Raw genomic sequence first — 14760 nt, forward strand, 5'->3', positions numbered from 1 at the left:
ACATAAAATTCGGTATATAAACAATAAACAGCAAAATGGCACATAAATGCTTTATAAGTTTTAAAACAGAGGATATTGCCTATAAAGATCATATTCGAGATGGGATGGATATAGAAATGATAGACAAATCCTTGACTGAGCCAATTGATTCATTTGATGATGATTATATAATGCGTAAGATTCGTGAAGATTATTTGTCAGATTCCACGGTTACAATATTTTTAATTGGTCAAAATAGCTCCGAAAATTTAGGTCTTTATGAACAGAGATACATAAAAAAAGAATTGCAAGCATCTTTGTATAATGGAGCCTATAATTCAAAAAATGGAATTTTAGGAGTTGTACTACCTTCAATGTATGATACAATTTATCGAGGCTCTTACAATTGTCCCACTTGTGGTGGTTCTCACAATTATGTTGGAATTAATGATTCTACTGTAATAAAAGAGTTTAGCTACAATTACTACATTCCTTCATTTGGAAAATGTTCTTGGTCTGAAAGTGATAGATATTGTGTGCTTATAAAATGGGATTATTTTTTAATCAGCCCAGAATATTACATAGAACAAGCCTTTGATAAACGTTCACAGCCAGTTGCCAATAAAACTAAAGTAAGACCATGATGGATATTCAAGATTTCCCTAACTATTACCAAGCATCAGATAAAGTTTCAATCGAATCTCAAAGAAATTATTTACATATTATCCGTACAGATTTATTTGTAATGATATTCGCTGCTCTTTTAACGGTGCATAACTTTCAAAATGAACAGCCAAAATTTTGGATTAATTGTACTACTGGACTATTACTATTAGCAGCTTTGGCTCTTACAATAATTATGAAAAGTAAAAAATATGAAGATATTTGGTATCAAGGTCGCGCTTTAGCAGAATCAAGTAAAACCCTTACTTGGCGTTTTATAATGTGTTCAGAATATTTTGAAAAAAGGATAGATATCAATGTAGCTAAGGAACGCTTTATTGAAAGAATTAGAGAGCTTGCTGGAGAATTTAATGAGTTATCAAAATCTATGGATTCTAAAATTTTAAGCAAAGAAATTATTACTCCAAAAATGATAGAATTACGAAATCTGTCTACAAATAAAAGAAAGGAGTATTATATAAAAAACAGAATAGAAGACCAGCAAGGGTGGTATTCTAATAAAGCCAAGTGGAACAAACGCAGATATAATTGTTGGTTTTGGTTAGTAATTGCTTGTCAATTTGCTGCACTAATATTTGTTATGACCATTATAGTTAAACCTAGTAGTAATTGGAATGTAGTCGGACTTTTAACAACTATGGCATCAGCGGCAATTAGCTGGCTACAAATAAAACAACATCAAGAATTAAAACAAGCATATACAACAGCAGCAGCAGAGCTTAATTTTATTAAAGAGCTATCTTGTAAAGTGGGAACTGAAAATGAGCTTTCAAAGTTCATACTCGATTCGGAAAATGCAATTTCAAGAGAGCACACTTTATGGCTAGCGCAAAGACGTAAATAAAATAATAAAATGGAGAAGGGATATAATAAAGCAAAATTTTCAGAACATATTCATTGGCTTTTAAAATCTATTAATTCCTCTGAATTAAATAACAGACCCTGTGTCTTTTTAAGTCATAAAAGAGAAGACAAAGCCGAGTGTAGAAAAATAGCTGAATATTTAAAACAAGCTGAAATTGACTACTATTTAGATGAAGAAGATACCGAACTACAAAACGCAGCACAATCTGGCAATCCAATTTTGATAACGGAGAATATTAAAAAAGGAATAAAGAATAGTACACATATGCTAGTTGTGGTGTCGGAAAAAACGTATAAATCGCAATGGGTTCCGTTTGAAGTAGGATATGGGCATTCAGCAATTCTAGACGAGAATTTGAAAGAGGATGAAAAGCCGGACAGATTAAAATTATCCATTCTGACTTTGAAGGATATTTCAGAAAGAAGTTTACCTGATTATATGCAGGTTGGACATATAATTCGTGGAACACGAAGTCTAAATGAGTATATTTCAAAACTTAACAATAAGTTAGAAAAATCGTTAATAAATGAAAGCCGAATTTTTTCTAACTCTAAAATGACACATCCTTTAGATAGTATATTGAATTGGCAATTGTAAAAATAACTGCTATTAACTTTAAAACATGAAACATATAGAACCTGAAGTATTTTCAAAATCTTACACTTGTCCTCACTGTGGAACCATCTCAAAACAAGATTGGTGGAGTATTCATTGGAATGGAAACAGTTATGGAGCAAATGAAAATGATATTAGAATTGGCAGTTGTCAACATTGCAATCAGAGTACACTTTGGGTACAAAATAAAATATTCTATCCAGAAACGGGTAACGCTCCATTTCCAAATGCTGAAATGCCCGAGTCTGTACTTAAATTATATAGAGAGGCTACAGCAATTCATTCTAAATCTCCTCGTGGAGCGGCAGCACTACTTAGACTTTCAATACAAGTATTATGCAAAGAACTTGGAGAAAGCGGGAAAAATATAAATATAGATATTTCTAACGATAACTTGAATAACTATTCAAATTTCCCGCTCCCATAATTCACTCGCTTCTTAAAATCAATAACTTCGTCCTTTAATTTCTTACTGGCGTTTTCAATAAGTTCATTCTGGACTTTTGGAAAGCCGGATCTTTATATTATACATAATGTCATTATAGGGCAAATAGCAGCCAGTATGGTATAAATTAAAAGACACAAGTATTTGAACTATAATTTATATTATGTAAAATAGAATATTTCAAAACCCACTCCAACAACACAAATTTTAAACTAAAACATCAATTATTCCAAATTACCTTCAAAAACCTACCCTCTCATAATTCGCGTATATGAAAATTTCTGAACATTGGTACGGAATATCGAAAATATGAGCACTATAGCAAATGGCTGTAATAATGATTAGGTGGATCATTTTGCATGGAAATTTCTCAAATCCTGATTTCTTAAAATTTCCTCCCTAAAGGCACTTATTCAAAACTTGCGTATTTGAAAGTTTCCGCACGAATATCCGGAATATTAAAATTATGCACTGGTCTATAATGTCGGATCTTTTATATCAGAAAGAAATTCGGGCTAACACACTATCCCGGAAATTATAATTTTAGTTAACTTTTTCCTTTTCTTCTATTTTACATAATAATTAAGGCTCCACTCTAAAAGACTGATCCCATAAACGAGTTTGTACTCCGCATTCTATTCAACAAAAAGCCGGATGACCTTTCTTTCCAAAGATCATCCGGCTCTTCTTAAATTTTCTATCCTGTAAAAACTACGATATACGCTCTATACGTGCCCCTATGGCCCGGAGTCTTTCATCTATATGTTCGTATCCGCGGTCTATTTGTTCTATATTGTGTATTGTTGAAGTTCCTTTGGCGGAAAGCGCTGCGATCAACAAGGCTACTCCCGCCCGTATGTCCGGAGATGTCATGGTGGTGGCTTTCAGTTTCGACTGAAAATCATGGCCTATCACCGTGGCCCGGTGCGGGTCGCAGAGAATGATCTTGGCCCCCATATCTATGAGTTTATCCACGAAAAACAGGCGGCTTTCAAACATTTTCTGATGTATAAGCACACTTCCCCTGGCCTGTGTTGCTATTACCAGTACTATACTCAACAGGTCCGGGGTAAAGCCCGGCCAGGGCGCATCGGCAATGGTCAGTATGGAACCGTCTATAAAACTCTGTATTTCGTACCCTTCCGTATGTGCGGGAATGTAAATATCATCGTCCCTTTTCTCCAGTGTAATTCCGAGTTTACGGAATACATTCGGAATTTGTCCCAGGCTTCCCCAGCCGACGTTTTTAATGGTCAGTTCGCTTTGCGTCATGGCGGCGAGGCCTATCCAGCTGCCTATTTCAATCATATCTGGGAGCATGATATGGGTGGTGCCGTGCAGTTTTTCCACGCCTTCGATCGTGAGCAGGTTGGACCCTACTCCACTTATCTTAGCCCCCATCCGGTTCAGCATATTACAGAGTTGCTGCAGGTAGGGTTCACAGGCGGCATTGTAGATGGTAGTAATACCTTCCGCCAGAACAGCGGCCATCACTATATTGGCCGTACCGGTCACGGAAGCTTCGTCGAGCAGCATATACGTTCCGTGAAGTCTCTCGGCTTCCACACCGTAGAAATATTCTTCGCGGTTATAGCGGAACTTTGCACCGAGTTTTATAAGGCCTTCGAAATGCGTATCCAGTCGCCTGCGGCCTATTTTGTCCCCGCCCGGTTTAGGAATATATCCCATGCCGAACCTGGCCAGCAGCGGGCCTACGATCATGATCGATCCCCGGAGTCCCCTGCCGTCTTCCTTAAACTGTTCTGCCTGTAAATAATCCAGATCCACATTGTCTGCCGTAAAACTATACGCTCCTTTGCCCAGTTTTTCGGTTTTCACCCCCAGGCTTCCGAGCAGGTTTATCAGTTTATTGACATCCAGTATATCGGGAATATTGTGAATGGTAACCGTTTCTTCCGTGAGTAAAACGGCACATAATATCTGTAAAGCTTCGTTCTTTGCCCCCTGCGGGATAATTTCCCCTTGCAGGGTATGACCTCCTTCTATTTTGAATATACCCATTTAAAGACCATGGTATTTAAAAAATTTCATTTCCCTGCTTTCCGTTAAAGAGATCGAAGTGAAATTGAAATCGGGATTTGATAATAAGTTTTAGTAGCGTTTTTTACCGCGGTTGTTCTTCCCGGTATTCCGGTTTTTCTGATTGGTTTTCCCGCTGTGCTTGGGTTTCCCCCGCATAAGGTCATCACTGTCCGACAGGTCTTCTTCCCATTTGGCAAGATTGATCTTACCATCACTCAACTCGTAAAGATGCCCGAAAATAACATCGTCCTCAACCGTATCTTTATTCCAGTTCAGGAAACTCTTTTTCATGTGATTGGCAATAGTGAATTTCAATCCTTCCTTCAGGTCGCTTTCTTCCCAGCTGTTGCACACGTCTATCATCCTTTTGATGTTATTACCGTAAAAACGGTATTTCGGATGGTTTTGCGGGTAATCCAACGGTTCGGGCTTTTGTTCCAGGAGTTCTCTTTCCGGTTTGGGGAAAGGAGAATCCGCATCGAGCCGGAAATCGGAAATGATAAAAAGCTGATCCCAGAGTTTATGCTGAAAATCAGGTACGTCCCGCAGGTGAGGATTAAGATTTCCCATAACACCAATTATGGCCCTGGCAACCTTATTGCGTTCATCCCGGTTGTCTATGGAAATGGCATAGTCTATCATCTTCTGTATATGCCGTCCGTATTCGGGAATTATGAGCCTCTCACGCTCTGTATTATACTCTAAATTGTCCGTCAAAATATTATAAGGTATTAAAATTTATTGTTATTGAAGTACTACTAATTATGGGGCGAAGTAAAATAATGAGTGCAAAATACTAATTTTTTTCCAAAACCGGATCAAAAGACGTTTCTATTATCCGGCGTATACCCATCACTAAAAAGAATGTCTGATTTCACAGGATACGTATTTCTTCCTGCTTAAAGAGAAATCACTCCTTCTACCTTACCTACCTCTTGATATTTTTCTATTACCGCATCCGCACTCTCCATAATCAGCTGAATAGAAACTGCAGTGTATTTACCATTGGAGGATTTCTTTCTGGTTATCACCGCTCCTTTGTTATCAAAAATAGTCTCGATCCGGGTTATTTTATCCTTGTCTGTAGGAATTATGAATTTGTATAAATAACTGGATGGCCAGGTCGTGGTATTGTTTAATTCTTCTTTTAGTCTTTCGTAGAATTGTTCTTCCTTTTCCGAACCCATGTCTGAATTTCCAAATATTAAGTATAGTATCTTGCAAAGATACATCTTCTAACGGAATTTTCACGGGTATATTACGTTAAACCACACGCAAGACAAAAATCGGGGACCCAGGGACAAAAAACATAAAAATCGAGGATAATATACACTCCCAAAGCTATTTTCATTTTTTAGTTACACCGGCATTTCCTTATTTTGCACTTTTTACCGAACTGCTATACGGGTTTAATGTCCGTAAGTTTGGAACAGACTGAAAGTCCGTTTAGCCACACATCCATGAATAATTGTAAAACAAGGGTATTCAGTTGGTCAGGTGGTGCCCAATGTCTGTTTAACTCATCAACTAAATAACCCGATAACTATCGGAAACGGGGTTTTAAACCTGAAACCGAGACCAATAAAATACGGTGAATACGAAGAAGATTGTCATTACAGGCGGCCCGGGAACGGGAAAATCATCGGTACTGGATGAATTTACCCGGAGAGGACTCACCTGTTTTCCGGAAATATCCCGGCAGGTCACAGCCGAGGCACAGGAAGAAGGTATAGATCAATTATTCCTGACGGAACCGCTGTTGTTCAGTACCAGATTGCTGGAAGGACGAAAAAAGCAATTTACGGATGCCGCAGAGCTCGGGGCCGAAAGGGTTTTTATAGACCGGGGTGTGCCGGACGTTCTGGCCTATATGGACTATGCCGGTTCCGCCTATCCGGATTTTTTCAGGGAAACGTGCCGGTATTGTAAATACGATGAAGTATTTTTACTTCCCCCCTGGGAAGCCATTTATGTTTCCGATAAAGAACGCTATGAAAACTTTAAACAGGCCGAAGCCATTCACCGTTTTATAAAAGTTACTTATGAAAGTTACGGTTATAATCTTATAGAAGTTCCTACGGGGGCCATCCCCTACAGGGCGGATTTTATACTGGAACACATGGAAATGATCCTCCGCAGGTGAGCAGATAAAAAAATGCCCGGAAGTGCATTATTTACGGCCTGTCAAAATAAATAAAGGGAGATATCCCGAAAATGTAAAACCCTAAAAAACCGGAGCTACGATAGAACCGCTTCAAATATTGAACAAGTACTGGGGGTTCGACTCCTTCCGGCATCCGCAGCGGCAGATTATCAATGCTTTACTGGACGGACAGGATGCGCTTGCGCTCCTCCCTACCGGTGGTGGGAAGTCTGTTTGTTTCCAGGTGCCCGCATTGGCCCGGGAAGGCATTTGCATTGTTGTTTCCCCCCTTGTGGCCCTTATTCGCGACCAGGTGGAGAACCTCAGGGCCAAAGGCATCAAAACCGCGGCCCTGGCCGGAGGGTTAAAATATGACGAAGTAGACAGTATACTGGACAATTGCATTTATGGCAATTACAAATTTCTCTATCTTTCCCCCGAACGGCTCCAGCAGGAAATGGTCCTGGAAAGGATCCGCCAGATGCCCGTAAACCTGGTTGCCATCGATGAAGCCCATTGTATTTCGCAGTGGGGAAACGATTTTCGTCCCGCTTATCGCAATTGTGCGGTACTGAAGGAGATATTTCCGAAGGTACCCACTGTTGCCCTCACCGCGTCCGCAACGGCAAAAGTTGTGGACGACATCCTGGAAAACCTGGAGATAAAGGATGCTACCGTATTCCGGAAGTCTTTTGCCCGCACCAACATAGCTTATATGGTTTTCCGGGAAGAAGACAAACTGTACAGGCTCAAACAAATACTAAGAAAAAACAAGGAGTCTTCCATCGTATACGTCCGTAACCGCAAGGCTACATCCGAAATAGCCGCGCATCTTAACGCCAATGGCATCACTGCCGGTTATTACCACGGGGGAATCAGCCCGGAAGATAAAAACGATAAACTCCGCCAGTGGCTGAACAACACTATCCAGGTGATGGTAGCCACCAATGCCTTCGGGATGGGGATCGATAAACCGGACGTAAAAACGGTTGTTCATATGCACCTGCCGGAAAACATGGAAAGTTATTACCAGGAAGCAGGAAGGGCAGGCAGAAACGGAGAAAAAGCTTTTGCCGTAATCCTCAAAAACAGCCAGGACGAACACTACCTGAAAAAACAGTTCCTGGATAATCTTCCGGATGTCACTTTTATTAAATTGCTGTACAAAAAACTGAACAGTTACTTTCAGGTATCCTATGGTGAAGGAGAGAACAACACCTTTTCCTTCCACTTTAATCATTTTTGCTCCACCTACCATTTAAACCCGGTACTTACGTATAACGGCCTGAAATTACTGGACCGGAATTCCGTGATCTCGCTTTCCGAGCAATTCGAACGGAAAACCACCGTGCAATTCACCGTAACCAACCACCAGTTGTTTATGTACATGGATAAAAACCCGCGTTCGGAACACATCATCCAGGCCATCCTACGCACCTACGGTGGTATATTTGATAACGAAACCACGGTGAATCCGCAACTGATGGCACAAAAGACCGCTTCGGAAGAGAAAAGGGTGATCACCGTGCTGGAACAACTGGACAGGGACGGGATTATTTCCTATAACGCGGAGCATACGGACGCCCGGATCACCTTTCTTGTGCCCCGCGAAGATGATATTACCATAAATGTCATTGCCAAAGACATTAAAAAACAGAATAAGCAGAAATACGGACAGGTAGACTCCGTGATCCGCTATATAGAGGATGACAAAACCTGTAAAAGCATCCGGATACTTTCGTATTTCGATGAAAATAACGGTACGGAATGCGGGATATGCTCCGTATGTATCCGTAAAAAACAAAACGGGATTTCGGGCGAAGTCTTAAAGATCATCGAAGAAGAAACCCTGAAGGCCCTTAAGCAAAAAGCGATGACTTCCAGGGAACTTACAGAAACACTTACCTTCAGGGAAAAGTATGTGCTTGATGTTTTAAAAAAACTGCTGGAAGCCGAAAAGATACGTATAAACGATAAAAACGAATATGAAGTAAAGTAAGGGATTAACGGCTGTATGCTCTTCCCGGACTTTATACCCAATACCGAGAACCATGAGAAACCTGAGAATTGTATTTATGGGAACTCCCGATTTTGCCGTGGGAACCCTCAAAAAACTCGTAGAGAACGATTATAATGTCGTTGGGGTGATAACAGCGCCCGACAAGCCCGCCGGAAGGGGTAGGAAGATACAGGAATCCGCCGTAAAAAAATATGCCGTATCACAAAACCTTACAATCCTCCAACCCGAAAATTTAAAGGACGAACAGTTCCTGTCCGTCTTACGGTCTTTGCAGGCCAACCTGCAGGTGGTGGTTGCTTTTCGCATGCTGCCCCGTGCGGTATGGGAAATGCCCGAATACGGCACCTTTAATCTCCATGCTTCCCTCCTGCCCGACTACCGGGGAGCCGCGCCCATTAACAGGGCAATAATGAACGGTGAAACGATAACCGGGGTGACCACTTTCTTTATCGATGACAAAATAGATACCGGGGAGATCATTATGCAGGCAGAAACCAATATAGATCCCGAAGAAAACGCGGGAGACCTTCACGACAAGCTGATGGACATCGGGGCCGGGCTCGTACTTGCTACCGTACGGCAGGTAGAGACGGGCAAAGTGACTCCCCAAAAACAGGAAGAACCCGGAACACTGAAAACGGCCGGCAAGATCCATAAAGACACCTGTAAGATTGACTGGAACAGCAGCATAGAAGATATTTACAATCACATACGCGGGCTTAGCCCCTATCCCGGGGCATGGACAACACTGACTGATGATGGAAGGGACGAACAGATAAAAATATTCCGTGCGGAAAAGGAAAAAACAGAACACAATAAGCCTGTCGGAAAAGTAATTAGCGGAAAGAACGAAGTGAAAATTGCGGTGAAGAACGGATTTATCCGGTTGTTTGAAATACAAATGCCCGGAAAGCGGAAAATGCATATTTCGGATATACTTAACGGACATACCTTCGGAACGGAAGCCAATGTGAGCTAAGGGCTTATAATTACTGGGCTCAGCATAAGCAAAGAAAAAGGCTACACTTTATCAACAATTTTCCGAAGTTATCAACAAAAAAGGGGATTTCCCCTTATTTTACTTGCGTTATAATGAAATCCGTATAAATTTGTGTAACCATTTTTAAAACGATGTTTAACCAACAGTTAATTTTTTAAATTCTTATATTATGAACAAAACAGAATTAATTGATGCCATGGCTGCTGATGCCGGTATCACCAAAGCTGCAGCTAAGAAGGCTCTGGAATCTTTCTTAGGAAGTATTGAAAAAACCTTAAAAAAGGGAGATAAAGTGTCTTTGGTAGGCTTCGGGTCATGGTCAGTTTCAAAAAGAGCTGCCAGGGAAGGAAGAAACCCTCAAACTGGAAAAACCATCAAAATTGCTGCTAAAAAAGTGGTTAAATTTAAAGCGGGAGCTGAATTGAGCAAAGCCGTTAATTAATAATCTCCTCTTTTAAGATAAATGGCAAACACCTGTAAAAGCAGGTGTTTTTTTATCTCCTACCTTCAATTTCTCAAGCGGAAAATTTGTTTTTATCATTTTTTTCTTTAGATTTAAAGAAATAAAATGCCTATGATTGCTCTAAAACCACAAAAAGGACATTTACTGATCGCGGAACCTTCTATCATAGGGGATGTTTCTTTTAACCGGTCGGTAGTCCTGCTCGCAGAACACAACGATGAAGGGTCTATAGGTTTTATCCTCAACAAACCCCTCTCCTTTCGCTTAAACGAACTCATTCCTGAAATCACCAGGTCTTTCAAAATATATAACGGTGGTCCTGTTGAGCAGGATAACCTTTATTTTATCCATAAGGTACCGCAACTCATTACCAATAGCATCGAGATCTCTCATGGGATCTATTGGGGAGGTGATTTTGAGGTTATTGTAGACCAGATAAATAATGGTGGGATTAAAAGTTCCGATATCAAATTCTTTCTGGGATATTCCGGTTGGGATACGCTTCAATTGGATAAGGAGTTACAATCCAACTCCTGGATCGTATCGGAAAACACATATAAAAGCAGTGTTATCCGTAAATCCGCCTCTTCCTTCTGGAAGGAAAAAATGGTGGAATTCGGCGGTGATTACCTTTTATGGTCCAATGCTCCCGAAAACCCGAATCTGAACTGATTTCCAAAAAGCAAGCCACTACCCCCCCGCTTTTTTCTATTTGCTGCCTTCAAGGCGTACGTGCATGTTTAGTTTTCCGAGAAGGTCCCTGCTTACATCGGTCCGGAATTGTTTTTTCCTGTAGTTGGTAACCGGGCGTATTCCCGTAATCGTGTTTGTAATAAACAATTCATCCGCTTTTTGCAGCTCAAACGGTGAAACAGAAGCTTCCTCTACGGTATATCCTTCCAGTTTAGACAGTATTTTCAGCAGTTGTTTTCGCAATATACCGTTAATACAGCCATCTTCCTGCGGCGGTGTTTTTATGGTATTTCCCCTGACCAGGAAAATATTCCCGTTTATGGCCTCCACCACATTTTTCTTTTCATTGATGAGAAGACAATTTTCATAACCGTTTTCTTCCGCATAAACAGCAGCCAGGATATTGACAAGCCTGTTATTGGTCTTCAGTGTAGACAACAAACCGGAATTCACCCAGTGATCCTTAAACAGTTCTACCGTGCACGATTCTCCGCTAAGCATATAAAAAGGACTGTCCAGCTGGCGGGTTTCTATAATATATGCCACACCCCTGGATTCCGGCAGGTACAGTCCCCCCCCTTCGCGGTGCACTCCCAGCCTTACCCGTACCGCCTTATCAGCCATTGTATTGGCTTCCAGCGTTTTCTTTATCTCGTTTTCCAGGTGCTCCATAGTAAAATCCATCGGGATCTCCATCCGGAGTATCCGCATGGATGCCATAAGTCTCAAATAGTGTTCTTCCCAGAAGAATATCTTCGAATTTACTACCCGGATCGTTTCAAAAAGTGCGTCTCCATAACGCAAGCCCCGGTTTTCCTGATTTAAGAAGTGTGATGTGGAAGGCAGTAAGTCGCCGTTGAAATTAACCATAAAAAAAGCCCTGAAAATTTATTCAGGGCAAATATACTGGTAAAAACATAAATAACCTTACGCAGAACCCAGAACGTGCTTCAGATCGGATACCTGGTTTTCCCATAGCATTTTTGCTTCGTCGAGCTCGTCTTCTTCGGTAAAATCGGTAATCATAAGCGAGACGTCCTTGGTTATTTCATCTACTACGATCTTAAATTCAAAAAAGGCATCATCTTCGGTGGAAAGCCATTTGAATTTAACGGATTCCCCGCTTTTTTTCCTTACCATCTTGGCCTTCTCTTCGCTGTCGTCCCATATAAAGGTATATATTTCTCCCCTGGAGTTTACATTATCGGCAAACCATTCGGACAACCCGGAGGGTGTGGATATATATTGATATAAGAGTTGGGGCGAAGAATGTATTTGAAATTCAAGTTCGTATTTTATTTTATCCTGCATATCTGTTCCTTTTTTAAAGAACGACAATATAATTATTTCTTACAAAAAACCTAACCGAAAATGATAAAATATTTTTTTTTCATTATGTGTTTGCCGTACCCGATTTTGTTTCTATATTTGCAGCCGCAAAGACAGTTTTGCTGCTACTTCAGCGAAAAAACGGTCTTTAAAAAATGGCGAGGTAGCTCAGTTGGTTAGAGCGCAGGATTCATAACCCTGAGGTCACGGGTTCAAATCCCGTCTTCGCTACAGAAAAAGGCTTTCGGTTTTCCGAAAGCCTTTTTTGATATCGAAACAGGATCATTTCGGCATCCGAACGGGACAAAACGATTGACCAACCGCCACTATATATCGTTGGCCGATACTTTTTGACAACGTAATATCGTCGTTCTTTTTATTCGGAACACATAATATACTATTGACTTTCAGCACAATAAAACAATGGCATGTAATTTGAACGGCCGGTTCAATAAAACATGGACCATGGTCGTAGCAAATGACATTGTTAATGCCTTGCCGAAAACAGTTTTCAAAACTGTTTGTGACTTCGAAGTAAATCATTTTGAAAATTGTCCCTTGCACCAAATAGTCCCTTTTAAAAATTCAAGTGACCAGCATTTTGCCATTGTTCTTTTCTTTAAGACTGATGGGCATTCCAATTCGCCGGATGACGCCAGTGACGGCCTGGGCCACCTTCTCTATAAATCACCCGGGGAACCCAATAAAGTCAAGAATTTCAGGGGAGTCACCAATGGTCTGTTCATCCGGTTCACTGAAAAGTTTTTGTTGAACAACAGGCAGCTATTGTCCATTATGACAAGTTTTCCATTTCTGGAAATAAGCCTGTTAAGAAATAAGCCCCTGGAGATAAGTGCCCATCAGGCAGAAACCATAAAAGAACTCTTTTGGATAATTTTCGATGAATACCATTACAATTCCGATAAGGGAGACCTGGTGATTGTTAATGTATACCTTCAGGCATTTTTCTTGAGCATCAAGCGTATTTACGACTCCCAAACAAGTGGCCCCGATTCAGAAAACAGCCTTGAAAAAAATGAACCTAAGGAAATTATCAGAAAATTCAAATCACTGTTATGGTTGCATTCCATCAACAATAATAATAGGGTTTTCGAGAGGAAAACAGTGGCCGAGTATGCAGATTTGCTTTTTATACATCCCAATCACTTGTATGCCGTTGTAAAAAAGGAAACTGGAAAAACCGCTCGGGAATATATAGATGATCAAATATTTAAATTGGCAAAAACACTTTTATTACAAGAAGATTTGCTTATAAAGGAAATAGCATGGCAATTATCTTTCAGTGAAACTGCCCATTTCAGTAATTTCTTTAGGCGCCGTGCGGGGATGGCTCCGGTTGCCTATAGAAAACAATGCCTTTGTACCACTTCTTAAGGATATGGAAGTAATGAAATGGCACACCAAACCCAGAATGCCCTGTCTTGGCATTTCGTTACCTTCTTTCCTTACATGCATTAAAACCAGTGCAATACCAACTTATGGGGATCAATGATAAGATATTGATAGTCGAAGATGAGTTCATCCTTGCCAATGGCCTGAGGCTCATGCTGAGGGAGGCCGGGTTCGAGGTGTGCGAAATTGCCAGTTCGGTTCCAAGGGCCAGGCAAATCATCCAAAAGGAGAATCCCACCCTGGCCATCCTGGACATCCACCTGGAAGGCAGCCTTTCCGGGATCGATCTGGCCAGGGAACTGAAAACCGCAGGGATCGGGTTCATTTATCTCTCCGCCAATTCCAACAAGACCATCCTGGATGCCGCCAAGATAACGGAACCCTATGGGTTCCTTGTCAAGCCCTACCGCAAGAAAGAACTGCTCATAGCCATTGAGATAGCACAGTACCACCAAAACCAAAAACAGGAACTGTCCAAGACCGATGACACTGCTTCCGGGGGACAAAGACCGGATAGTCCCGGGGACCGCTCCGCCTTTGAGAACATTATCGGACAGAGTCCGCCACTATTGAAGGTCTTTGAACAGATCCGGAGGGTGGCCCCCATGGACACCTCCGTCCTGATTTTGGGGGAAAGCGGCACGGGAAAGGAAAGATTGGCCCATGCCATACACGAGCTCTCCCCCCGAAGGAACGGACCCTTTGTCATTGTAAACTGTGCGACACTGCCCTCCACCCTGATCGAATCCGAGTTGTTCGGCCATGAGAAGGGCACCTTTACCGGTGCCCTGGCACAAAGGATCGGAAAGTTTGAGCAGGCCCATGGCGGGACCATATTTCTTGATGAGATCGGGGAACTGCCTTTGGAAATGCAGCCCAAATTATTGAGAGTGCTCCAGGAAAAACATATGGAACGGCTCGGGGGCAACAAGGAGATCAACGTCGATGTCCGCGTAATTGCGGCCACCAACAAAAACCTGGAACGGGAAATCGGTGAAAACCGTTTTAGAATCGACCTGTATTACAGGCTCAACGTATTTCCCCTCAATGTCCCCCCGTTACGGGAAA

Annotated in this window: 16 protein-coding genes and 1 tRNA gene; 12 read left to right on the top strand and 5 right to left on the bottom strand. The window is 41.4% G+C overall.

Annotated elements, in window-relative coordinates; genetic code table 11:
- Positions 1-35 precede the first annotated feature (35 nt).
- Genes ACVBDY_RS07310 through ACVBDY_RS07325 form a run of 4 tightly spaced genes read left to right on the top strand, consistent with a single transcriptional unit; the run spans position 36 to position 2570 of the window.
- On the top strand, positions 36-623 hold the full coding sequence (locus ACVBDY_RS07310) for a TIR domain-containing protein (RefSeq protein WP_447174811.1): 588 nt from the start codon (positions 36-38) through the stop codon (positions 621-623).
- Positions 620-1507, top strand: a complete 888-nt coding sequence (locus tag ACVBDY_RS07315) for a DUF4231 domain-containing protein (protein WP_447174812.1) — start codon at positions 620-622, stop codon at positions 1505-1507. The genes ACVBDY_RS07310 and ACVBDY_RS07315 overlap by 4 nt, the downstream gene beginning before the upstream one ends.
- Positions 1508-1516: 9 nt before the next feature.
- The gene (locus tag ACVBDY_RS07320; protein ID WP_447174813.1) at positions 1517-2125 is read left to right on the top strand and encodes a toll/interleukin-1 receptor domain-containing protein; all 609 of its coding nucleotides are present in this window, start codon (positions 1517-1519) and stop codon (positions 2123-2125) included.
- A gap of 25 nt (positions 2126-2150) precedes the next feature.
- Positions 2151-2570, top strand: coding sequence for a hypothetical protein (locus ACVBDY_RS07325; RefSeq protein WP_447174814.1), 420 nt, complete (start codon positions 2151-2153; stop codon positions 2568-2570).
- Between the two features lie 729 nt (positions 2571-3299).
- On the opposite strand, the gene murA is transcribed toward ACVBDY_RS07325, so the two are convergent.
- The 3 genes from murA to ACVBDY_RS07340 all read right to left on the bottom strand — a co-directional run bounded on the left by murA (position 3300) and on the right by ACVBDY_RS07340 (position 5818).
- A complete protein-coding gene (gene murA, locus ACVBDY_RS07330; protein WP_447174815.1) occupies positions 3300-4610 on the bottom strand; it encodes a UDP-N-acetylglucosamine 1-carboxyvinyltransferase in 1311 nt (436 codons plus the stop codon).
- Between the two features lie 90 nt (positions 4611-4700).
- The gene (locus ACVBDY_RS07335; protein ID WP_447174816.1) at positions 4701-5348 is read right to left on the bottom strand and encodes a DUF4290 domain-containing protein; all 648 of its coding nucleotides are present in this window, start codon (positions 5346-5348) and stop codon (positions 4701-4703) included.
- A gap of 182 nt (positions 5349-5530) precedes the next feature.
- On the bottom strand, positions 5531-5818 hold the full coding sequence (locus ACVBDY_RS07340) for a DUF493 family protein (protein WP_447174817.1): 288 nt from the start codon (positions 5816-5818) through the stop codon (positions 5531-5533).
- 404 nt (positions 5819-6222) lie between these two features.
- Here ACVBDY_RS07340 and ACVBDY_RS07345 point away from each other — a divergent pair, with 404 nt between their 5' ends.
- The 5 genes from ACVBDY_RS07345 (at position 6223) to ACVBDY_RS07365 (ending at position 10929) form a co-directional block, all read left to right on the top strand.
- Positions 6223-6774, top strand: a complete 552-nt coding sequence (locus ACVBDY_RS07345; protein ID WP_447174818.1) for an AAA family ATPase — start codon at positions 6223-6225, stop codon at positions 6772-6774.
- Between the two features lie 118 nt (positions 6775-6892).
- Positions 6893-8773 carry a RecQ family ATP-dependent DNA helicase gene (locus tag ACVBDY_RS07350; RefSeq protein WP_447174819.1) on the top strand — a complete coding sequence of 627 codons (1881 nt, stop codon included), beginning with the start codon at positions 6893-6895 and terminating at the stop codon, positions 8771-8773.
- Positions 8774-8825: 52 nt separating this feature from the next.
- Positions 8826-9773 carry a methionyl-tRNA formyltransferase gene (fmt, locus tag ACVBDY_RS07355; RefSeq protein ID WP_447174820.1) on the top strand — a complete coding sequence of 316 codons (948 nt, stop codon included), beginning with the start codon at positions 8826-8828 and terminating at the stop codon, positions 9771-9773.
- Positions 9774-9963: 190 nt separating this feature from the next.
- On the top strand, positions 9964-10236 hold the full coding sequence (locus ACVBDY_RS07360) for an HU family DNA-binding protein (RefSeq protein WP_123214684.1): 273 nt from the start codon (positions 9964-9966) through the stop codon (positions 10234-10236).
- 132 nt (positions 10237-10368) lie between these two features.
- Positions 10369-10929, top strand: coding sequence for a YqgE/AlgH family protein (locus ACVBDY_RS07365; RefSeq protein ID WP_447174821.1), 561 nt, complete (start codon positions 10369-10371; stop codon positions 10927-10929).
- 36 nt (positions 10930-10965) lie between these two features.
- Here ACVBDY_RS07365 and ACVBDY_RS07370 read toward each other — a convergent pair whose 3' ends face one another.
- Both ACVBDY_RS07370 and ACVBDY_RS07375 read right to left on the bottom strand, forming a co-directional pair.
- On the bottom strand, positions 10966-11820 hold the full coding sequence (locus ACVBDY_RS07370; RefSeq protein WP_447174822.1) for an aminotransferase class IV: 855 nt from the start codon (positions 11818-11820) through the stop codon (positions 10966-10968).
- Positions 11821-11877: 57 nt separating this feature from the next.
- Positions 11878-12261 carry an START-like domain-containing protein gene (locus ACVBDY_RS07375; RefSeq protein WP_447174823.1) on the bottom strand — a complete coding sequence of 128 codons (384 nt, stop codon included), beginning with the start codon at positions 12259-12261 and terminating at the stop codon, positions 11878-11880.
- A 175-nt stretch (positions 12262-12436) separates the two neighbouring features.
- Here ACVBDY_RS07375 and ACVBDY_RS07380 point away from each other — a divergent pair.
- From ACVBDY_RS07380 to ACVBDY_RS07390, 3 genes are all read left to right on the top strand, one after another.
- Positions 12437-12510 (top strand) — tRNA-Met (locus ACVBDY_RS07380).
- A gap of 192 nt (positions 12511-12702) precedes the next feature.
- Entirely contained in the window at positions 12703-13674 is a 972-nt protein-coding gene (locus tag ACVBDY_RS07385; RefSeq protein ID WP_447174824.1) for a helix-turn-helix domain-containing protein, read from the top strand.
- Between the two features lie 89 nt (positions 13675-13763).
- The coding region (locus tag ACVBDY_RS07390) for a sigma-54-dependent transcriptional regulator (protein ID WP_447174825.1) at positions 13764-14760 on the top strand (997 nt) is incomplete at its 3' end.

The sequence above is a fragment of the Sinomicrobium halophytocola genome, from assembly GCF_052983395.1.